The 18,974-nt window shown below is 58.9% G+C and carries 21 protein-coding genes; 11 read left to right on the top strand and 10 right to left on the bottom strand.

All coding sequences use genetic code 11. The features are described 5' to 3' along the window. The first annotated feature begins 138 nt into the window (after positions 1–138). The 3 genes from ACR0AA_RS17140 to ACR0AA_RS17150 are packed head-to-tail and all read left to right on the top strand — an operon-like array spanning position 139 to position 2,221. Positions 139–882: an SDR family oxidoreductase gene (locus tag ACR0AA_RS17140; RefSeq protein ID WP_480665138.1), complete on the top strand. Its 744-nt coding sequence runs from the start codon at positions 139–141 to the stop codon at positions 880–882. Then, entirely contained in the window at positions 879–1,487 is a 609-nt protein-coding gene (locus tag ACR0AA_RS17145) for an enoyl-CoA hydratase/isomerase family protein (protein ID WP_480665140.1), read from the top strand. The genes ACR0AA_RS17140 and ACR0AA_RS17145 overlap by 4 nt, the downstream gene beginning before the upstream one ends. Next, the gene (locus tag ACR0AA_RS17150) at positions 1,484–2,221 is read left to right on the top strand and encodes a VOC family protein (RefSeq protein ID WP_480756495.1); all 738 of its coding nucleotides are present in this window, start codon (positions 1,484–1,486) and stop codon (positions 2,219–2,221) included. The genes ACR0AA_RS17145 and ACR0AA_RS17150 overlap by 4 nt, the downstream gene beginning before the upstream one ends. Here the strand turns inward: ACR0AA_RS17150 and ACR0AA_RS17155 are convergent, their stop codons facing one another. Further along, the gene (locus ACR0AA_RS17155) at positions 2,222–2,518 is read right to left on the bottom strand and encodes an HNH endonuclease (protein WP_480665142.1); all 297 of its coding nucleotides are present in this window, start codon (positions 2,516–2,518) and stop codon (positions 2,222–2,224) included. A gap of 48 nt (positions 2,519–2,566) precedes the next feature. On the opposite strand from ACR0AA_RS17155, the gene ACR0AA_RS17160 reads away from it, so the two are divergent. Then, positions 2,567–3,751, top strand: a complete 1,185-nt coding sequence (locus ACR0AA_RS17160; RefSeq protein ID WP_480665143.1) for a TIGR03862 family flavoprotein — start codon at positions 2,567–2,569, stop codon at positions 3,749–3,751. Here the strand turns inward: ACR0AA_RS17160 and holA are convergent. The 4 genes from holA to ACR0AA_RS17180 form a co-directional block, all read right to left on the bottom strand. After that, complete coding sequence (gene holA, locus ACR0AA_RS17165; protein WP_480665144.1) at positions 3,748–4,776, bottom strand: DNA polymerase III subunit delta; 1,029 nt, start codon at positions 4,774–4,776, stop codon at positions 3,748–3,750. The two genes, ACR0AA_RS17160 and holA, sit on opposite strands and share 4 nt — an antisense overlap. Then, positions 4,773–5,264 (bottom strand): LPS assembly lipoprotein LptE, encoded by a 492-nt coding sequence (gene lptE / locus ACR0AA_RS17170; RefSeq protein ID WP_480756496.1) that lies wholly within the window; start codon positions 5,262–5,264, stop codon positions 4,773–4,775. Before lptE ends, holA begins: the two co-directional genes overlap by 4 nt. Beyond that, positions 5,251–7,785, bottom strand: coding sequence for a leucine--tRNA ligase (gene leuS / locus ACR0AA_RS17175; RefSeq protein WP_480756497.1), 2,535 nt, complete (start codon positions 7,783–7,785; stop codon positions 5,251–5,253). The genes lptE and leuS overlap by 14 nt, the downstream gene beginning before the upstream one ends. Positions 7,786–7,857: 72 nt before the next feature. Beyond that, positions 7,858–8,346 carry a DUF3576 domain-containing protein gene (locus tag ACR0AA_RS17180; RefSeq protein ID WP_480756498.1) on the bottom strand — a complete coding sequence of 163 codons (489 nt, stop codon included), beginning with the start codon at positions 8,344–8,346 and terminating at the stop codon, positions 7,858–7,860. Between the two features lie 281 nt (positions 8,347–8,627). Between ACR0AA_RS17180 and ACR0AA_RS17185 the strand changes: the two genes are divergently transcribed. Both ACR0AA_RS17185 and ACR0AA_RS17190 read left to right on the top strand, forming a co-directional pair. Then, entirely contained in the window at positions 8,628–9,698 is a 1,071-nt protein-coding gene (locus tag ACR0AA_RS17185) for a porin (RefSeq protein WP_480756499.1), read from the top strand. A 102-nt stretch (positions 9,699–9,800) separates the two neighbouring features. After that, a complete protein-coding gene (locus ACR0AA_RS17190; RefSeq protein WP_480756500.1) occupies positions 9,801–10,460 on the top strand; it encodes a YggS family pyridoxal phosphate-dependent enzyme in 660 nt (219 codons plus the stop codon). Here the strand turns inward: ACR0AA_RS17190 and ACR0AA_RS17195 are convergent. Both ACR0AA_RS17195 and ribA read right to left on the bottom strand, forming a co-directional pair. Next, positions 10,444–10,944: a L,D-transpeptidase family protein gene (locus ACR0AA_RS17195; RefSeq protein ID WP_480665151.1), complete on the bottom strand. Its 501-nt coding sequence runs from the start codon at positions 10,942–10,944 to the stop codon at positions 10,444–10,446. The genes ACR0AA_RS17190 and ACR0AA_RS17195 overlap by 17 nt on opposite strands. Continuing rightward, positions 10,941–12,035 carry a GTP cyclohydrolase II gene (gene ribA, locus ACR0AA_RS17200; RefSeq protein ID WP_480665152.1) on the bottom strand — a complete coding sequence of 365 codons (1,095 nt, stop codon included), beginning with the start codon at positions 12,033–12,035 and terminating at the stop codon, positions 10,941–10,943. The genes ACR0AA_RS17195 and ribA overlap by 4 nt, the downstream gene beginning before the upstream one ends. A gap of 160 nt (positions 12,036–12,195) precedes the next feature. Here ribA and ACR0AA_RS17205 point away from each other — a divergent pair, with 160 nt between their 5' ends. Beyond that, positions 12,196–12,882, top strand: a complete 687-nt coding sequence (locus tag ACR0AA_RS17205) for a response regulator transcription factor (protein WP_058272567.1) — start codon at positions 12,196–12,198, stop codon at positions 12,880–12,882. Between the two features lie 195 nt (positions 12,883–13,077). Here the strand turns inward: ACR0AA_RS17205 and ACR0AA_RS17210 are convergent, their stop codons facing one another. Further along, entirely contained in the window at positions 13,078–13,620 is a 543-nt protein-coding gene (locus ACR0AA_RS17210; RefSeq protein WP_480665153.1) for a DUF3299 domain-containing protein, read from the bottom strand. Then, positions 13,601–14,866, bottom strand: a complete 1,266-nt coding sequence (locus tag ACR0AA_RS17215) for an agmatinase family protein (RefSeq protein WP_480756501.1) — start codon at positions 14,864–14,866, stop codon at positions 13,601–13,603. The genes ACR0AA_RS17210 and ACR0AA_RS17215 overlap by 20 nt, the downstream gene beginning before the upstream one ends. A 193-nt stretch (positions 14,867–15,059) precedes the next feature. Here ACR0AA_RS17215 and ACR0AA_RS17220 point away from each other — a divergent pair, with 193 nt between their 5' ends. From ACR0AA_RS17220 to ACR0AA_RS17235, 4 genes are all read left to right on the top strand, one after another. Continuing rightward, positions 15,060–15,848: an exodeoxyribonuclease III gene (locus tag ACR0AA_RS17220; RefSeq protein WP_480665155.1), complete on the top strand. Its 789-nt coding sequence runs from the start codon at positions 15,060–15,062 to the stop codon at positions 15,846–15,848. Positions 15,849–15,924: 76 nt separating this feature from the next. Continuing rightward, positions 15,925–16,842 carry a thioredoxin gene (gene trxA, locus ACR0AA_RS17225; protein WP_480756502.1) on the top strand — a complete coding sequence of 306 codons (918 nt, stop codon included), beginning with the start codon at positions 15,925–15,927 and terminating at the stop codon, positions 16,840–16,842. A 27-nt stretch (positions 16,843–16,869) separates the two neighbouring features. After that, positions 16,870–17,511 (top strand): LON peptidase substrate-binding domain-containing protein, encoded by a 642-nt coding sequence (locus ACR0AA_RS17230; RefSeq protein ID WP_480756503.1) that lies wholly within the window; start codon positions 16,870–16,872, stop codon positions 17,509–17,511. After that, positions 17,508–17,693, top strand: coding sequence for a Trm112 family protein (locus ACR0AA_RS17235; RefSeq protein WP_480756504.1), 186 nt, complete (start codon positions 17,508–17,510; stop codon positions 17,691–17,693). The genes ACR0AA_RS17230 and ACR0AA_RS17235 overlap by 4 nt, the downstream gene beginning before the upstream one ends. On the opposite strand, the gene ACR0AA_RS17240 is transcribed toward ACR0AA_RS17235, so the two are convergent. After that, entirely contained in the window at positions 17,690–18,952 is a 1,263-nt protein-coding gene (locus tag ACR0AA_RS17240) for an FAD-dependent monooxygenase (RefSeq protein WP_480665159.1), read from the bottom strand. The genes ACR0AA_RS17235 and ACR0AA_RS17240 overlap by 4 nt on opposite strands. Between the last annotated feature and the right edge of the window lie 22 nt (positions 18,953–18,974).

Consider the following 18,974-nt stretch of genomic DNA (forward strand, 5'->3'; position numbering starts at 1 on the left):
TACAGTACCCTTCTAGATAATTTTGCGGGCATCGTCGTGTTTGTGGCGGCGGGCGTCAAGGGGCAAGGACTGGACCCTTTCCCCATTGACGGGGTAGAGATTCACACAATTTCAAACCGATGGAGGTAGAGGAACCAAATGCAGGGGAAAACCGTACTGATAACTGGGGCCAGCCGGGGCATCGGAGCCGAGGCAGGGCGCGTATTTGCCGCAGCGGGTGCAAACGTGGCGCTGGTCGCCCGCAGTCGCGATCAGATCGACGCGCTGGCCGCCGCGTTGGGGGACACCGCAATCGCGCTGGAATGCGACGTTAGCGATTTTGCGCAGGTGGAACAGGCCGTTGCCGATTGTGTTGGTCGGTTCGGCGGTCTGGACGTTCTGATCGGAAATGCCGGTGTCATTGATCCGATCTTTCACCTGTCTAACGCCGATGTCGCGGCGTGGAGCAAGGCAATCGACATCAACCTCAAGGGTGTTTTCTATGGAATGCGGGCCGTTCTGCCGATCATGCGTGCGGCCGGCGGTGGAACGGTACTGACCGTTTCATCAGGCGCGGCTTCGAACCCGGTTGAGGCGTGGAGCCATTATTGCGCGTCGAAAGCGGGCGCAAAGATGATGACGGAATGCCTGCATCTTGAGGAATCGATACATGGCATTCGCGCGATGGGCCTTTCACCAGGAACGGTGGCTACCGAGATGCAGAAGGTGATCAAGGCTAGCGGCATCAACGCGGTCAGCCAATTGGATTGGAGTGACCATATCCCCGCCGACTGGCCCGCGAAGGCGTTGCTGTGGATGTGCAGCCCGGACGCCGATGAGTTTCTGGGCACTGAAATCTCGTTGCGGCGCGAGGATATTCGACAAAGGGTTGGACTGACGTGATTGATCTGAACAAAGAGGACGGGCTTTGGATCGTCACTCTGAACAACCCGGGCAAAGCCAATGCGCTGACCGGGGCGATGTTGACCGAGCTGGCCGAGATCGCTGAAGCCGCAACCGAGGCTCGCGCGCTGATCCTGACCGGCGCGGGCAAGGTGTTCAGTGCCGGTGCCGATCTGGCCGAAGCGCATACGGGGCTTGCCACGTCCGACGTGTGGGAACGTTTGTCCGGTGCGATCGCCGCCCTTCCGTGCATGACCGTCGCGGCGTTGAACGGCACTCTGGCCGGGGGTGCCAACGGCATGGTGCTGGCCTGTGATGTCCGGATTGCGGTTCCGACGGCCAAGTTCTTTTACCCGGTGATGAAGCTGGGCTTTCTGCCACAACCTTCGGACCCGGTCCGCATGGCGGCCTTGATCGGGCCATCGCGCACCAAGATGATCCTGATGGCCGGTCAGAAAATCACAGCGGATGAGGCTTATGCATTTGGGCTGGTGGATCGTATCGTTGCGCCAGAGGCCCTGATGCCAACGGCACGAGAACTGGTTGCCGACAGCGTCGTCGCCGATCCCAACATCGCCGCCGGAATCGCCGAGTTGTGCCGATGAGGCTCTCTGGCTTGCGGTTGCGCGTCGCCGATCCTGAACGTCTGGCCAGGTTCTATGTCGACGTTCTGGGAATGACGGCGCAAGCGCAGGGGGTAAGCCTGCGCGTCGGCTATGACGGGCAGGATGCCGATCTGTTGCTGATGCCGGGTGGTGGCGGGTACACCCACGACAGAGGGCAACGATACTGGAAGATCGGCATCACACTTCCTGATGTTGATCTTGCCGCCGCGTTTTTGCGTGAAAAAGGCGTCGAGGTTCCGGAACCCAAGCAGTTTCTCGACATCGGCTATATGTGTCATCTGTCAGATCCCGAAGGGTTCGTCATTGAACTTCTTCAGCATGGCTTCGAAGGCAACCGACCAGAGCACGCCGCCGATCCGGCCGCCCCGTTTGCGCAAGCCCGAGTCGGCCAGATAACTCTCAGGACCGGTGACATCGCTGCCGAAGATGCGTTTTGTCGAGCGCAAGGCATGCGCCTGCTGTCGATGCAGGATGTCGGTCAATATGGGTTTGACCTCCACTTTTATGCATTCACCGATGACGTGTTGCCGAACCCGGACCTTTGGGCCGTTGGAAACCGGGAATGGCTCTGGAAGCGCCCCTATACGACGCTGGAATTCCAGCACATCGCGGGTGCGCAATTTGCCAAAGCTCCCGATTATCGGGGATTGGAGGTTCAGGACCTTGAGGCGCCAACACGGGACGCATTCGGCGATCCGGTGAACCCCGGCTGATCAACGGCCACGTCGTTTGCCTGGGACTTTCGAACGAAACCCGGGCGGGCGTTTGCGAACCCAACTCAGGAACTTCTCCAATCTGGGATGGCTGCGAAGAGCCTCAACCGTGTGAAAGTCGCGGGCCAGTTCGGCTTCGGTGAGGGTTGCGTGGACCTCTTTGTGGCAGATCTGATGCAACAATACCGTGGGTCCGCCCTTGCCCCCTTTGAGTTTTGGGATCAGATGGTGCAGGCTGCCGCCCCCATTGGGGATCGGGCGGTCGCAGAGCGGGCAGATCGGATCGCTGTTCGTCATGACGAAGGTAAAGTTGCGCCGGGTGGCGCGAAAGGCAAGAGGGCATGGATGGCACAGGCAATGGTGATCGGAGGAGGACCCGCGGGCCTGATGGCGGCCGAGGAGCTTGCCAATACCGGGCACGATGTCCTTGTAGCCGAAGCCAAGCCATCGGTTGCGCGCAAATTTCTGATGGCGGGGAAGTCAGGGCTGAACCTGACCAAGGACGAAACTTTCGAAACCCTGCTGCAGTCTTACGGAGAGGCTGCTGACTGGCTGCGCCCAATGATCGCTGAGTTTGATGCCTCGGGTGTTAAGACATGGGCGCAGGGGCTGGGGCAAGAGTTGTTTACTGGCTCGACCGGGCGCGTGTTTCCAACGTCAATGAAAGCCTCCCCCCTGCTGCGCGCGTGGCTGGCCCAGCTCGCAGAGGCTGGCGTGCAGGTCCGAACCCGTTGGCGGTGGGTCGGCTGGGATGGCACCGCGCTGATATTCGATACACCCGACGGTCGGCAGAGCATCGAGGCGGATGCGACCGTACTTGCGCTGGGCGGGGCAAGCTGGTCCCGCTTGGGCTCTGATGGAGTTTGGGCGCCGCTATTGCAAGACAAGGGTGTGTCACTCACACCATTCGCGCCTGCGAATTCAGCGATTTCCGTGGATTGGAGCCCACATATGCAACCCCATTTCGGCGCCGCGCTGAAATCGGTTCGCTGGACGGCCGGGGAATTGGAAAGCCGGGGCGAGGCCGCACTGTCTGCGAACGGGCTGGAAGGCGGCGGATTATACTCCCTGACACCCGCCCTGCGCGAAGGCGCGCCGTTGTTTGTCGATCTGGCGCCCGATCTTGATGCAGATGCACTGAAAAGCCGCTTTTCGTCGAAGAAACCGAAAATGACGCTGTCCCAGTGGCTCAAGAAGTCACTGCATCTGTCTCCGCAGAAAGTTGCCTTGTTCCACGAAATGATTAAGCGCAGTGGCGTGCCGCATTCGGAAGACATGAGTGCGATCAAGCGCTTGCCGATTCTCCATGCTGGCCTGCGTCCGATGGATGAGGCCATTTCCACCGCTGGGGGAGTTCCGCGCGCGGCGCTAGATGAAGGGCTAATGCTGACCGCGCTTCCCGGAGTGTTTTGCGCAGGCGAGATGTTGGATTGGGAGGCTCCAACCGGGGGATACCTGCTGACGGCCTGTCTGGCGACCGGTCGCTGGGCCGGACGCGCCGCTGCAAAGTGGCTTGATCGGGCCAGTTAGCGGGTCTTTGCCAGCATTGCGAGGCGGATCATTGCCCGCTCGACCAGGGCTATGGCAGGTGCAGTTTGGCCAGCCGAACGTAGCGACAGGTCCGTGTCCGTAAGCACCGTCAAAGCGGTTTGCAGTTTGGGTGCGCCCCAGCCCTGGGCCTGCCGCAGAATGCGGTCACGGCGTTTGCCGTAAACCGGCGGTCGCAACTTACCGATTCCTTGCGCGGCACCGCCAGGGTCGGATGCGCAGGCGTAAAGCGTTCGGAAATGCCGGGTCGCGCCGATACACAGGCTCACGGCGTTGGTGCCCTGCGACTGCAATCTGCGGATCAACGGCCCAATCTCGCCCGCGCGGCCTTCTGCGACCACGTTCAGAACATCGTCCAGAGCGGCCTCGGTCGAGCGGGGCGCGCAGGCGTCGATGTCTTCGATGGTGAGTTCAGAACTGTCGCCACGTTTGTAAAGCGACAGTTTTTCAATCGTCTGTGCAAAATCTCCGGGGCTGATGCTCGTCGCCAGCTCGGTAATCGCCGACATCGAGTCGCGCGGGATGTTCTGTAACCCGGCCTCGGACAGAACCCTTTCTACTTCGGCCCGCGAGGGCGGGTCGTCGTAAATGCCGACGGCATAGGTCGACGGATGCGCCTCGAATGCCTTGCGAATCTTGGAGCTGGCTTTCAACTGCCCGGCAGTGACAATGATCTGCGCATCTCCGGGCACCCAGTCTTCCAGTGCGGCGATGATCGCGGGGGCGGCGGTTTCAGTTGTGTCTTCGACAAACACGGCGCGGGGGCCGGGAAAGAAACCCACAGCTTTGACGGCATCCAGCAACAAGGCGGGATCACCGCGCAGGTCGCCACCCGGAAGCCGGGTCAGTCTCATCTCTTCTTCGGCATTTGCGCCCAGAAGCGCAGCGAGCACCTGCTGACGCTTCAACGCTACCCGCATTGCATCGGCGCCGTAAATCAGCAGCCCGGTCTTGTTCGCGTCGGGTTTGGAGAAATACCCCTCGGCCTCGCGCGGGCTCAGCTTCATGCGGTCAGGCCCGGGGTTGCGTAAAGGCGGTTGATGATCTGATCGGACAGAATCACCATCAGGCGTTGGTTTGCGTCCCGCTCATCCGCCAGTGTCGAAACTGTCGAACCGGCCGCCGAATACCCGACAAAGTCTGTCACAGTGCCCGAGGCAACGATCTGACCCGTCGCATTCGATCTAAGCGAATAGTTCGCGGTGCCATTTATCGTATAGCGGTTGGTTTCGTTCGTGGTTGTGATCGCTGCTGCCAAGGTCGCAGTCGATACCGAAACGTCCAGATTGTACTCGCTGCCCGATGAGGCGCTGCGACCAAGTTTTTGTTCCAGGTCTTCGACCAGAAGATAGCTGGCGACTGTATTTGGTGCGGAAACGGCAACCCTTCCGTACAGGGCCGATCCGGCCCCGCCCGGTGCGTAGACCGGCTCAAAGCCACAGGCGGCGAGCGCCAGTGGCATCAGCAAAAAAGTTCTGCGATCAAACGACGACATTTACGATCCGGCCCGGTACAACGATCACTTTCTTCGGTGCAGCGCCATCCAGCGCCTTTTGCACAGCTTCGGTGCTGAGCGCGATTTTTTCAACCTCGTCCTTGGCCAGATCCTTGGCCACGCTGATTTCCGCGCGGCGCTTGCCGTTGATCTGGATCGGCAGGATGACGGTGTCATCGACCAGCATCGCCGGATCGGCAACTGGCCATGGCGCGGTAGCCACCAGCCCTTCGCCGCCCAGCAACTGCCACAGCTCTTCCGAGAGGTGCGGGGTCATGGGCGACATCAGTTGCGCCAGCGTCTTGGCGGCTTCGCGTTTCGCTGCCGTACCCGCCTTGGATTTGGCCAGTGTGTTGGTGAAAGCATAAAGCTTGGCGATCGAGGCATTGAAGCCAAAGGATTCCACACCGCCGGTCACGTCATGGATCGCTTTGTGCATCTCGCGCAGCAGCGCTTCGTCCTCGGCATTCGCAGGCACATCGGATTCTGCGATTTCTGAGGCGATGCGATGCACGCGGCTGAGGTGCTTGAACGCTGCCTCGGCCCCCGAAGCAGTCCATTCCACGTCCCGCTCGGGCGGCGAATCGGACAGCACGAACCAGCGGGCCGTGTCAGCGCCGAAAGCCGAGATGATGCTGACCGGGTCGACCACATTCTTTTTGGATTTCGACATTTTGGCAGAGGGGATGATCTCGACCTCGGTGCCGTCGACCAGTTTGCCGTCGGTCACATCCTCGGGCAGGTGATAGACCGGGCGACCATTTGCGTCGCGGGTCTGGTAGATTTCGTGCGTCACCATGCCTTGGGTGAACAGCGCATCGAACGGTTCGATCGCCTTTTTCGGCAGGTGGCCTGTGATGTTCATCGCCCGCGCGAAGAAACGCGAATAGAGCAGGTGCAGAATCGCGTGCTCAATCCCGCCGATATACTGGTCGACATTCATCCAGTATTCGGCCTCGGTCAGATCGGTTGGCGTTTCAGCGCGCGGGGCGGTGAAACGGGCGAAATACCAGGAGGAATCGACAAAGGTATCCATTGTGTCGGTTTCGCGCTTGGCCGGCGCACCACACTTCGGGCAGGCACAATCGCGCCACGTCGGGTGCCGATCCAGTGGGTTGCCCGGTTTGTCGAACGTGACATCGTCGGGCAGTTGAACCGGCAGGTTCTCTTTCTTCTCAGGCACCACACCACAGCTGTCGCAGTGAACAACGGGAATCGGGCAGCCCCAATAGCGCTGGCGGCTAAGTCCCCAATCGCGCAGGCGATATTTGGTGACGCCTTCGCCCCAGCCCGCTTTTTCCGCGAAATCGACGGTGGCGTTGATCGCTTCGTCACCCGTCGCCTCGGTCAGACCGGCAAAATGGTTCACCCAGCGGACTTTCTCGGTCTTGGGCGGAACAAATGCGATCTTGTCGACCGGCGTGCCGTTATTCAGCGCGAAGAAGGTGTCCACGACCGGCAGGCCATACTTGCGGCAGAAATCCAGGTCGCGCTGGTCATGCGCCGGGCAGGCAAAGATCGCGCCGGTGCCGTAATCCATAAGAATGAAGTTCGCGATCCAGACCGGCAGCTCCCAGCTCGGGTCCAGTGGGTGTTTGACGCGGATACTGGTGTCATAGCCCAGTTTCTCGGCAGTCTCGATGGCCTCTTCCGTGGTGCCACCTTTGCGGCATTCGGCAACAAACTCGGCAACTTCGGGGTTTTCGGCCTCAAGCTGCTTTGCAATGGGGTGATCCGGCGAGATGCCGACAAAAGACGCGCCCAGCAACGTGTCGGGGCGAGTCGTATAGACGGTGATGGGTTCTTCGCCATCAGTGCGTTCGAACCCGAATTGCAGGCCGCGCGACTTGCCGATCCAGTTTTCCTGCATCAGGCGCACTTTGGCAGGCCAGTTGTCCAGCGTATCCAACGCCTCGAGCAGTTCTTCGGAATAGTCCGAGATTTTGAAGAACCACTGCGTCAACTCCCGGCGCTCAACCAAGGCGCCAGACCGCCAGCCGCGACCGTTTTCTACCTGTTCATTGGCCAGCACGGTCATATCGACCGGGTCCCAGTTCACCACGGCGTTCTTGCGATAAACCAGCCCGGCATCGAGCATATCCAGGAACAAGGCCTGCTGTTGGCCATAGTATTCCGGGTCGCAGGTGGCGAATTCTCGGGACCAGTCGATCGACAGGCCCAGTGGCTTCATTTGCCCGCGCATGTCGGCGATATTACCATAGGTCCAGTCTTTAGGGTGGCCGCCAATGGCCATCGCCGCGTTCTCCGCAGGCATCCCGAACGCGTCCCAACCCATCGGATGCAGCACGTTATGGCCAGTAGCCAGCTTGTGCCGCGCGATCACGTCGCCCATCGTATAATTGCGCACATGCCCCATATGGATACGGCCCGACGGGTAGGGGAACATCTCAAGCACATAGTATTTCGGCTTATCCGCCTTGTGCTGGGCGGTGAAGATCCCGGCCTTGTCCCAGGCTTCCTGCCATTTTGCTTCGATTTCGTTGGCCGAGTAGCGCGACATGGTGCGGTCCTTCGTAAATGAAAACGCCGGGCATGAACCCGGCGTGGTAATATTGTGATTTTCGGCGGGTGGCTAGAGCTTGTTGTCTGCAATGCGCAACTGACGTGCGCGATTTAGGATCGCATCCTCGACCGCCCGCGTCGTCGCGGCACTCACCGGAGCGCCGCCGCTGGTCTGCAGTGCAACCGACAGGGACCGGGCGGCCAGCGCCGGGTCACTGATGTGAACGGTTGCGCGATACTGCCGCCCGCCGCCGGGCGGCGTGCCGTAACCAGTTACGATCACACCGGTAAACGGGTCGACCTCCTGCACTGGAAGAAAGTTGAGAACATCCAGCGACGCGGCCCACAGGTAGCGGTTCACATTAACGATCTGCTCGGCATTGCCGCGGTCGAACACATCCCAGATGGTTGTGCGATTCGGATCGTTCAGTTCGCGTTCTGCTGTGCGGGTGCTGTCTGTGTTAAGCAAATCCGGATTCGGGGCAGCACCCCGATTCTGTCCGCAGGCCGACACGGCAGCAGTCATTATGATCAAACCGAAAATCGTCTGCAGGCGCATTGTCGACTGGTCCTGTTTCACTTGGTCTACTTTGTTACGTGTTACTCCTAGACAAGGTCCAGTTCAGCAACAACCCTATTCTTATTACATATGTCGCAGCGGTGCGCAGATCTGCCCTGAAAACCGACTGTGGCATCCTTGCACCAATTTGTGGTCAATGCGTAGTTCACTTTTAAGCCAAGCTTGCGTGAAGGGGGCAAAAAGAGCGAAACGGTTCCCGTGCTGAGACATGTGCTGAGGCATATGTCGAGTAGAAAAACTTTGAAACCGAGGGAAACAAGATGAAAAAAGTTCTCTTCGCAACGACCGCGCTGATCGCAACCGCAAGTGTTGCCGCAGCCGACGTTCGCTTCAGCGGCTATGGCCGTTTTGGTATTGGTTACCAAGAAGACCGCAACGGTGACGTTCCGAACTTCACAGTTGACACAACTGCTGGCAGCCCCACCGAAGGCCAAGTTGTTCGCGGCACCAACGGTGTAGCTAACTCGAGTGCCGTCGCTGAGGACGTCAAAACCGACAGCACCATCCTGGTCTCGCGCTTCCGTCTGAACATCGACGGTGTTGCAGAAACCGACGGTGGTGTTGAGTTCTCGGCTCGTGTTCGTCTGCAGGCTGACGAAGACGACGGCAACGGCGAGCAGAATCGTGCTGGCCTGAACGGCGCACGCTTCTCGGTCATCTACGGTGGTCTGCGTGTTGACGCCGGCAACGTCGCCGGTTCGTTCGACAACCTGGCAAACTACTACGGTAACGAGCCTGGCCTGGAAAGCTTCATCGGCCAGTACTCGGGCGTTGACTACAGCTTCCTGAGCTACACTTCGACCGGTACCGGTTCGAACGCTGTGTTCTTCCAGTACGCAGTTGGCGACTTCGCCTTCGGCGCGTCCTACGACCAGGCAACCATCGCATTTGATGGCGTTCCGCAGGATGCAGACCGCTGGGACGTCAGCGCAACCTACACCTTCAACAACATCACCGCTGCTCTGGCCTACGGTCAGACCAAGGCGAACGTGAACAGCAGCAGCGAAAAGCAGTCGCTGACCGTTCTGACCCTGGGCGGCGAATGGGGTGACTTCTCGGGTACCCTGTTTGTAGCGGACGATGACGTTGTGAACGCAGCTCGCAACGGCACTGCATACGGTCTGTCGGCAGCCTACAACATCGGCGCGGCAACCACTCTGACCTTCGCTTACGGCGACGGTAATGCGTCTGACGACCGGCAAGAGTATGGTATCGGCGCGATCTACGACCTGGGCGGCGGTGCATCGCTGCGCGGTGGTATCGGCCAAGAGAAGCGCGGCGACGCCGACGGCAAAATCCGTGCTGACTTCGGTGCGCAGTTCAACTTCTAAGTTGATCTGAACCGCAAAGTTTAGGGGCAGGTCTTCGGACCTGCCCTTTTCTTTTGTGCCGACATGGTGTTTTTCTGCGCCCATAGCAGAGAGAGGAAACCCATGTCGCTGAACGACATTACCGCCCGCGTCGCCAAAGCCGAATCCGCTGCCGGGCGACCTGCGGGATCGACGAAACTGATCGCGGTCTCAAAGGTTCAACCGAATGAGCGTGTTCAGGATGTGCTGGAACAAGGGCATCGGTGTTTCGGCGAAAACCGGGTTCAGGAGGCGGCCGGAAAATGGCCGGACTTCATGGAGCAATTCTCAGGCATCGATCTGCACCTTATCGGGCCGTTGCAGACCAACAAAGCCCGGCAGGCAATGGAGTTGTTCAACGCGATTCACTCGGTGGATCGCCCCAAACTGGCCAAGACTCTGGCGAGGCTTGCGCAGGAAGTTGGTCACTGCCCTGATCTGTTCATCCAGGTCAACACCGGAGAGGAAGAACAGAAAGCCGGTGTCATGCCGGTTGATGCGGACGCTTTTATCTCTGAATGCCGGTCTCTGGACCTGCCGATTCAGGGGTTGATGGCGATTCCACCGGTTGATGAAGAACCTTCGCTGCATTTTGCATTGCTGGCCAAGGTTGCCGAGCGCAACGGATTGCAGGGCCTGTCGATGGGGATGAGCAGTGATTTCGAACAAGCGATAGCGCTGGGTGCCACGCATGTACGCGTTGGGTCCGCGATCTTTGGCGAACGGGTTAAATCCGAGGGATAATCAGGCGCGTTCCGGGGGCTATTCTGCGGGCAATCCAATGCAGGTGGTCGCGGCGAAACGCGACGCAGCCCTCGGTCGGGTAACTCGGGCGCCGCCATTGGTGCAGGAAAATCGCCGATCCGCGGCCCGGTACCGCATTTGGCCAATTCCAGTCGGTGATCAGCACAAGATCGTATAGCGGGTCCGCGCGTCGCAGTTTTTCGTGGCTATGCGCGTAAGGCGAACTGACCATCTGATTGTATTGGCTATCGTCACTGTCGTCCGACCAAAGATCGCCAGGACCTATAGGGATTGCCCATGAGGTCGGTGCCAAAAGCCTGTCCGGTCGATACAGCATGCCGACGACGTGATGCACCCCGGTCGGCGTTGCTCCGTCACCTTCACGCTTGTTGTCGGTCAACCCGCCTTTACCGATTGAGCAGGGAAAGACACGTCCGGCAAAACGGACGCCGCGCGGGGTCAGAACAAGATCATCGGGCGTCACAGAAGGTGGCCTGATTTTGCAGCCTTGGTTGCCAAATACCCGCGATTATGAGCCGTTTCACCCACTTTGAGCGGTACACGCTCGGTCACGGCGATTCCCGTCTTCTCCATCATCGCGATTTTCGCCGGGTTGTTGGTCAGCAGCCGAATCGAGTTGAAACCCAATTCTTTGAGAATGTCCGACCCCAGCCGAAAATCGCGCTCATCGTCTTCGAAACCCAGCCGATGATTGGCTTCGACTGTATCAAAACCCTGATCCTGCAGGAAATAGGCACGCATCTTGTTGGCAAGGCCAATGCCGCGTCCTTCCTGATTGAGATACAGCAATACGCCAGAGCCTTCGGCCCCCATCTGCGCCAGCGCGCCACGCAGTTGCGGGCCGCAGTCGCATTTCAGGCTGCCCATCAGGTCGCCTGTGAAACAGGCCGAGTGCAAACGGGCCAATACCGGCTTGCTTCGGTCCGGACGCCCGATTTCCACGGCATAATGCTCTTCTCCGCCATCTTCGGGACGGAACACGTGCAGGCGACCCGCCTCGGACACTTCCATTGGCAAACGTGCCGCAGCGATCTCGTGCAAAGCGCTGCGGTCAGCCAGATGCGGCGCGGCGCGGGTATGGTCAATGCAGGTCAGGCCATGGGTTGCAGCAAAGTTGCGCCCATCCTCAATAGAAACCACGACGGCTGCGGGCAGCAACCGAGCGGACTTGGTCAATGCGATTGCAATACGATGCAGGTTGGCATTGCCCTGCCGCTCGGACATCAACGGGCCTTTCATCGGGGTGTTCAGATCATCGGATGGATCGGCCACAGCTTGAACCCAGGTTATATCGGTGTCTGAGGGAATGATCACGCGTGCCAGATCGCCATCATAGGCCCGCGCCTTCAGGGTTTCCGCCCGTCTGACTGTGATTGCCACCACAGGTTGACCTTCCAGGCTCCGTAAATCGGCAAGCCTCTGCGCGCTCAGCGTTTCCGACGCTATTGCCAATACGCTAAATCCGCTGTCGTCTGTCAGCACAACCGGAACGCCCATGCGCAAATCTGCGCGGGCGCGCGCCAGCAATTCCGAAATATCGGGGATCAAACTCATTTAGTTACCCTGTAACGTTCCAGCCTTCGTCTAACCCGATCAGCGGGAAATGTGAAACAATTCCTACGCGTCAGACACGAGGGCGTGAGACGATTGCAGTAAATCTTGTTGATTGCATCTTCCGCACGCAAATGGTGGAAAAGGCTTAGGAGGACCGGACATGGCTCAGCTCAAGAAAATCCTGCTGGTGGATGATGATGAAGACCTGCGTGAGGCGCTCAGCGAGCAACTTGTGATGACCGAGGATTTCGACGTGTTCGAAGCGGCAGACGGCCAATCTGCCATGGAGCGGGCACGCGAGGCAATCTACGATCTGGTCATTCTGGACGTCGGCCTGCCGGACACCGATGGGCGAGAGCTGTGCCGCCTGATGCGCAAGCAAGGTGTCAAAAGCCCGATCCTGATGCTGACAGGCCATGACAGCGACGCGGATACCATTCTTGGTCTGGACGCAGGCGCCAACGATTATGTCTCTAAGCCGTTTAAGTTCCCGGTCCTGCTGGCCCGTATCCGCGCGCAGCTGCGTCAGCATGAACAGTCCGAGGACGCGGTCTTTGTGCTGGGGCCGTATACGTTCAAACCGGCCATGAAGATGCTGATCACGGAAGAAGACCGAAAAATCCGCCTGACCGAGAAAGAAACCAATATTCTTAAGTTCCTGTATCGCTCGGCCGATGGCGTGGTTGCCCGCGACGTACTGCTGCACGAGGTCTGGGGTTATAACGCTGGCGTCACGACGCACACGCTGGAAACCCACATCTATCGCCTGCGTCAGAAGATCGAGCCCGATCCATCGAATGCGCGCCTTTTGGTCACAGAGTCCGGTGGATATCGCCTGGTTTCGTAACCCTGACTGGATTGACATGGGTCAAAGTGATACTCTGGATGTGTAATTAGATTACTCCCAACCCGCGCATGTCCGGGTTATGACATGCACCTCCCTGTTGGACTGCCGGGCCTTATGGCCCGGCTTTTTTTCGAAGTGTAATCAAGCGCTACGCCTTGAAATCGCAGGCGCATATCTGAACAGATACTATGGTATTCATTCAGAGGTCGTCACATCCGGAATCGTAGCTGTTGTGACGTTCACTGCTTTGATTCTGTAGGCCGAAGGCGCAATTTCGTTCCCGCTGGGCCGAATCTGTAAGCGGCCGGTGATCCATACGGGGTCTGCCGTTATGTCGATCCCTTCTGCGTATTCGACCGTGATGACCTGATCGGGAAGCGGGGGAAGCGGATGCCGGCAATCCTGATCCATCGGCGGAATCAGCAGAAAGCGTTGGACGTTCCTGAATTCGAACTCCACGGGGTGGGCGTAGCCCGCAATGCGGATTGTGATGCCATCAAGGTCAGTGTTTCCCGGCGTGCATTCGGCAAGTTGCAAGGACAGCATCCGGTCCGACATATCCTTTCCGGTGCAATTCGGATTGGAAAGATAGGTCTCAAGGACAGCCGAACAACTTTGTGGGCGCCCTTCCTGTAGGTCGGTCCAGGACACTTGCAACGGCTCGGCCAAGGATGGCGAGCCGAGCAGGGCAAGCGCGAGGGCTGAATAGACCCGCAGCTTAATTGTCGTTTTGACCATGCGTGACAGTCAGCGGGCTGCGATAATCGGGCTCGGTTATCCCGAGCTTGTTCATGGCGACACCGGTCAGGCATTCTCGCAGCAGCCGATTGGCGTTCAGCGCGGACACATATGTCGGGTCCATGTGAGGGGACAGTTCGACCAGTTCAAAGCCCACAAGGTTGGTTTCGGCGCAGAGACGACGCAGGATATGGAAGGCCTCACGCGGCATCAGCCCGCCGGGCTCAGGCGTTCCGGTGCCGGGAACAAAGGCAGGATCAAGCGTGTCGATATCGAATGACACAAAGATGTACTCCGGGCCATCTTTGGCCTCGGCAATGGCATCTTCCATCACCGCATCCCAACCACGATCTTCGATCTCGGCCATTGTGTGATACCGAAATCCGTTCTCGCGCATCCATTCAAACGCGCGTTCGTCCGGATAATAGCCGCGCAATGCAACCTGAATGAAGTTCTTGCCGGGAACCAGCCCTTCCTCGATCAGGCGATAGACCGGCATACCGTGGTTGATCAGGTGGCCCAGCCCGTATTTACCAGCATCATAATGTGCGTCGAAATGGACCACGCCGACGTTCCCCTTGCCGTACACATCTACCAGCGCGGCAACATCCGCATACATCAGAGAATGGTCGCCGCCGACGATAAACGGAATGACACGGGTGCCGTTCTCATGTTGTACTTCGGCGACCTGACGAACAAAGGACCGGACCGAGTGGATCGTGCGTTCGGTGCTCATCATGTCGTTCGGCGCGTTGCCATAATCGACAACGGTCATGTCCTGAAGCGGATCAACCATCACATGCATATGCGGTTGCCGCGCACCGTACCCCAAATACATCGACGATGCCCTGACCGCGTTTGGACCGTGAGATGCACCGCGCATTCCGCCGCCCATATCCGTAAAAGCGCCCATGATCGCAACATCGACCTCACCCGCGGCTAGGTCTGCTGGCGTTAAAGCAATCGGTTGGTGCAAAAACGTCGGTATCTGCATGAAGCCCTGCCCATAGAACCGTTGCAGGTCAATCGGTCCATCGGCCCGTTCTGTGCCATCAAAGCTTGGCAGCAGGGTCCGCCACGCGTTGTAGGTCGGATCTTCCGTATCAAGCGGGATCACGGGTTGTTCGCCCTCCCGGATCGGAGCCTGGCTGCCCTCGTATTCGTGTCCGAAATACTGCGCAAAGGCGGGTGCAGAGCACAGGCATATCCACGCAGAAACAAGTATCTTCGACCCAATCGGCTTCACGGGTGTCCCCTCCCAGAGTATCGAATATATAAAAATTCATGATAATAAATATGTGTATTATGTAAAGGATTTCCCGAGACGGAAGCGAGCTGGCAGGTTCCCCTTGGCGTTAAATTCCGATGGGCATTTTTCCCGTGGCACCCGGTTTCACACCAAGCTAGTCTGCGCCAATCGCGTCAGAGGATTCCTGCCCATGCCCTTTACCCTTGCCACCTGGAACATCAACTCGGTCCGCCTGCGCGAGCCCATCGTGCTGAAATTGCTGCAGGAAGAAGCGCCGGACGTATTGTGCCTGCAGGAGTGCAAGTCTCCGGTCGAGAAAATCCCGACCGAAGGTTTTGCCGAACTGGGCTACACCCACATGGTTGCGCGTGGCCAGAAGGGGTACAACGGCGTCGCGATCCTATCGCGCCTGCCGATGGAAGAGGTTGGCGACAAGGATTTCGCAGGGCTCGGGCACGCGCGTCACATAGCGGGGCGTTTGGAAAACGGTGTGACGATCCACAATTTCTACGTGCCCGCTGGTGGTGATATTCCGGATCGCGAGAAAAATGAGAAGTTCGGCCAAAAACTCGATTACCTCACAGATATGCGCGACTGGTTCCATGCCGAAAAGCCCGAAAAGTCTATTCTGGTTGGCGATCTGAACATCGCCCCGCGCGAAGATGATGTCTGGTCGCACAAGCAATTGCTCAAGGTCGTCTCGCACACTCCGATCGAGGTTGAGCAGCTTGCCGAAACACAGGATGCAGGCGATTGGGTCGACATCACGCGTCAGGATATTCCCGAAGGGCAGCTCTATAGCTGGTGGTCCTATCGCGCGCGGGATTGGGACGCTGCAGACAAGGGGCGGCGGTTGGATCACATTTGGGCGACGCCTGATATTTCCAACGCGGGACACTCCAGCCGCATCCTGCGTGATGCGCGCGGATGGGAAAAACCCAGCGATCACGCGCCGGTCTTCGCGACATTCGACCTTTGACCACGCAACTCTACTATTGGTTTCTGCCCTGTGTGATTGCATATAGAGCCCAAATTCGAACGAAAGAGTGAATGCCATGGACCTTCTGAACGCCGCAGCCGGACCTGATGCCACCGATCTGATCAAAGACGGATCCGAGGCCACCTTTATGGCCGACGTCGTCGAGACCTCGCAGGAAACCCCAGTCATCGTTGATTTCTGGGCGCCCTGGTGCGGCCCATGCAAAACCCTTGGCCCGTTGCTGGAAGAGGCCGTGACCGCCGCCAAAGGCGCGGTGAAGATGGTCAAGATCAACGTTGACGAGGCGCAAATGATTGCGGCGCAGATGCGCGTCCAGTCGATTCCGACTGTCTATGCATTTTTCAAGGGCCAACCGGTCGACGGATTTCAGGGTGCCGTGCCAGGATCTGAGATCAAGGCCTTTGTGGATCGAGTGATCGAAGCGGCGGGCGGCGAAAGCCCCGGCGGGCAGTTGGATGACGCGGTTCAGGCCGCCGAAGAGATGTTGGCCGAAGGCGCAGCAGTTGATGCCGCGCAGACTTTTGCCGCCATTCTTGGTGAAGATCCGAACCACGCAGCGGCTTATGGCGGTTTGGTTCGTGCTCACATCGCGTCCGACGATCTGGAGCAGGCAGAAGCCATTCTGAACGGCGCACCCGCGGAAATTTCGACCTCGCCCGAAGTTGAGGCAGCCCATGCCCAGCTTGAACTGGCCAAACAGGCCGCCGACGCAGGTCCGGTGGGTGAACTGAAGGCTGCGGTCGACGCGGACGCTGACAATCATCAGGCGCGCTTCGACCTGGCGCAGGCGTTGCATGCAAATGGCGAAGTTGAAGAGGCGGTTGCGCAATTGCTTGAACTGTTCCGTCGTGACCGTGAATGGAGTGACAGCGCCGCTAAGACACAACTTTTCACGATCTTCGATGCACTTAAGCCCAATGATCCGATCGTTCTGAACGGGCGTCGCAAGCTCAGCTCGATGATATTTGCCTAATTCCGGATCAGAGCTACACTCGGGTACATGATGCATCCCGCTGATCTGCCGGAAACGGTATCCGTTTTCCCATTGCCCGGGGCGCTGCTGCTGCCCCGCTCGCGCTTGCCGCTGCATATCTTTGAGCCGCGCTATCTTCAGATGCTGGACGACGCCCTGAAAACGCAGGAGCGTCTGATCGGTATGGTGCAGCCGAACCCGTGCCAGAGCAACGAGGGCAAGCTGCACCAGATTGGTTGCGCGGGCCGCGTGACGCAGTTTTCCGAAACCGAAGATGGCCGCTATCTGATCACGCTGACCGGGATTTCGCGTTTTCGTATCCGGGCAGAACTGGACGCCTTTACACCGTATCGGCGTTGCTCTGTTTCGTGGGGCGGGTTTGACCGGGATCTTGGCAGGGCAGAACACGATGACCGATTTGATCGCTCGAATTTCCTGATGCTGCTGGAACGGTTTTTTTCATCGCGTCAGCTGTCCACGGACTGGGACACTCTGAAGGACGCAGATGACGAGCTGTTGGTCAATTCTCTGTCCATGCTTATGGATTTCGACCCCGAAGAAAAACAGGCGCTGCTTGAGGCGCCTTGCCTTCGCACACGCCGCGAGACACTTGTAACACTGATCGAATTCGCCATGCGCGGCGGATCGAGTGAGGAAAAACTGCAATGACCGAAGCCGAACACCCTTTTGACCGTCACATGCTTGAGGCGCTGATCTGCCCGCAGACACATACCACGCTGCGCTACGACGCCGAAAAGCAGGAATTGGTGTCCAAGGCTGCCGGTTTGGCTTTTCCCATCCGCAACGGCATCCCAGTGATGCTGGTGGATGAAGCGCGCGAGCTGGATTAAATCGCGCGACCCTGCAGCAGTTTTGGCAGGTCTCCGGTCAGTCCTGCGGCCTCGCGCACAAAGCCTCGGCGCAGGCCGGGCAATGAGCCGACAATCTCCATCCCGATGTCGCGCCCTAAGCGCAGGATTGGGTTGTCGTTGGAAAACAGCTTGTTGAATACATCCGTCGCCATGGCCAGTGCGGCAGTGTCGAACCTCCGCCATTCCTGGTAGCGTTCCAGCACCAGTAGCGAGCCGATATCCTCGCCCCGCCGCCCGGCCAGCGTCAGAACTTCGGCCAGCGCACCGACGTCGCGAAGGCCAGCGTTCAGCCCCTGTCCGGCAATAGGGTGCATCCCGTGTGCGGCGTCTCCGACCAGTGCCATCCGGTCGCCGATGAAAGAGTTGGCGATGGTCAGGTTCAACGGATAGGTGAACCGGTCGCCCTGCAGGCGGATATCGCCCAGATAATCACCGAAGCGCGGGCGCAGGACCTGAAGGTAATCCGCCTCGGACATGGCGTTAATGCGTTTTGCCATCTCGGTCCGCTCGCTCCAGACGATTGAACTGCGGTTGCCGGTCAGCGGCAGAATCGCCAATGGGCCGGGCGGCATAAAGAACTGATGCGCGATTCCGTGGTGGGGCAGGTCGTGCTCGATGGCGCAGACCAGCGCTGTCTGACCGTAATCCCAACCAGAGCGCTTGATCCCCGCGCGTGCGGCTGTTCCGCTGCGGCGTCCATCGCAGCCGACAAGCAGACCTCCGGTGACCTGTGAACCGTCATCAAGCGTCAGAGTGACCCCGGTCGCATCGGCGTCCTGCGCGATTACGGTCTTGCCATTGATCTGCTTGATGCCTGTTTCGTCTGCCATCGCATCCAGGAACGCGCGGCGCAGGTGGCGATCTTCGACCATATATCCCATCGGGCCTTCTTCGATCTCGGCATGATCGAAATGCATGAAGAAAGGGGATGGCCCGGCACCGGCGTGGCCATCGGTCACCTTTATCTCAAGCATGGGCTGGGCATGCTCGGCGATCCGACCCCAGACACCAGTCGCGTCAAGCAGCCGTTGTGAGGCCAGCGCCAACGCGTAAGCACGCCCGTCAAAGGCGGCGCTCTTGCGCGTTTTCTCCGCCAATGCGTCGATCACGGTGACGGAATGCCCCGTTTGCGCCAGTGCCAATGCCAGGGCCGGGCCGTTCAGGCCGCCGCCTACAATCAGGATATCCGAGCTGTGTTCCATGGGCTGCAATATGCGCGCCCTTTCGGGATTGTCCATGTGCAGTCCTGTCGCTACCGTC

This window comes from Ruegeria sp. CE8, from assembly GCF_056537465.1.

Excerpts from the sequence above, each read along its gene's own strand:
- ACR0AA_RS17220 (WP_480665155.1), top strand. The coding sequence starts at position 15,060 with ATGCCCTTTACCCTTGCCACCTGGAACATCAACTCGGTCCGCCTGCGC.
- trxA (WP_480756502.1), top strand. The coding sequence starts at position 15,925 with ATGGACCTTCTGAACGCCGCAGCCGGACCTGATGCCACCGATCTGATC.
- ACR0AA_RS17180 (WP_480756498.1), bottom strand. The coding sequence starts at position 8,346 with ATGCGCCTGCAGACGATTTTCGGTTTGATCATAATGACTGCTGCCGTG.
- ACR0AA_RS17235 (WP_480756504.1), top strand. The coding sequence starts at position 17,508 with ATGACCGAAGCCGAACACCCTTTTGACCGTCACATGCTTGAGGCGCTG.
- ACR0AA_RS17210 (WP_480665153.1), bottom strand. The coding sequence starts at position 13,620 with ATGGTCAAAACGACAATTAAGCTGCGGGTCTATTCAGCCCTCGCGCTT.
- ACR0AA_RS17190 (WP_480756500.1), top strand. The coding sequence starts at position 9,801 with ATGTCGCTGAACGACATTACCGCCCGCGTCGCCAAAGCCGAATCCGCT.
- holA (WP_480665144.1), bottom strand. The coding sequence starts at position 4,776 with ATGAAGCTGAGCCCGCGCGAGGCCGAGGGGTATTTCTCCAAACCCGAC.
- ACR0AA_RS17160 (WP_480665143.1), top strand. The coding sequence starts at position 2,567 with ATGGCACAGGCAATGGTGATCGGAGGAGGACCCGCGGGCCTGATGGCG.
- ACR0AA_RS17240 (WP_480665159.1), bottom strand. The coding sequence starts at position 18,952 with ATGGACAATCCCGAAAGGGCGCGCATATTGCAGCCCATGGAACACAGC.
- ACR0AA_RS17150 (WP_480756495.1), top strand. The coding sequence starts at position 1,484 with ATGAGGCTCTCTGGCTTGCGGTTGCGCGTCGCCGATCCTGAACGTCTG.
- ACR0AA_RS17205 (WP_058272567.1), top strand. The coding sequence starts at position 12,196 with ATGGCTCAGCTCAAGAAAATCCTGCTGGTGGATGATGATGAAGACCTG.
- ribA (WP_480665152.1), bottom strand. The coding sequence starts at position 12,035 with ATGAGTTTGATCCCCGATATTTCGGAATTGCTGGCGCGCGCCCGCGCA.
- leuS (WP_480756497.1), bottom strand. The coding sequence starts at position 7,785 with ATGTCGCGCTACTCGGCCAACGAAATCGAAGCAAAATGGCAGGAAGCC.
- ACR0AA_RS17185 (WP_480756499.1), top strand. The coding sequence starts at position 8,628 with ATGAAAAAAGTTCTCTTCGCAACGACCGCGCTGATCGCAACCGCAAGT.
- ACR0AA_RS17230 (WP_480756503.1), top strand. The coding sequence starts at position 16,870 with ATGATGCATCCCGCTGATCTGCCGGAAACGGTATCCGTTTTCCCATTG.
- ACR0AA_RS17155 (WP_480665142.1), bottom strand. The coding sequence starts at position 2,518 with ATGACGAACAGCGATCCGATCTGCCCGCTCTGCGACCGCCCGATCCCC.
- ACR0AA_RS17140 (WP_480665138.1), top strand. The coding sequence starts at position 139 with ATGCAGGGGAAAACCGTACTGATAACTGGGGCCAGCCGGGGCATCGGA.
- lptE (WP_480756496.1), bottom strand. The coding sequence starts at position 5,264 with ATGTCGTCGTTTGATCGCAGAACTTTTTTGCTGATGCCACTGGCGCTC.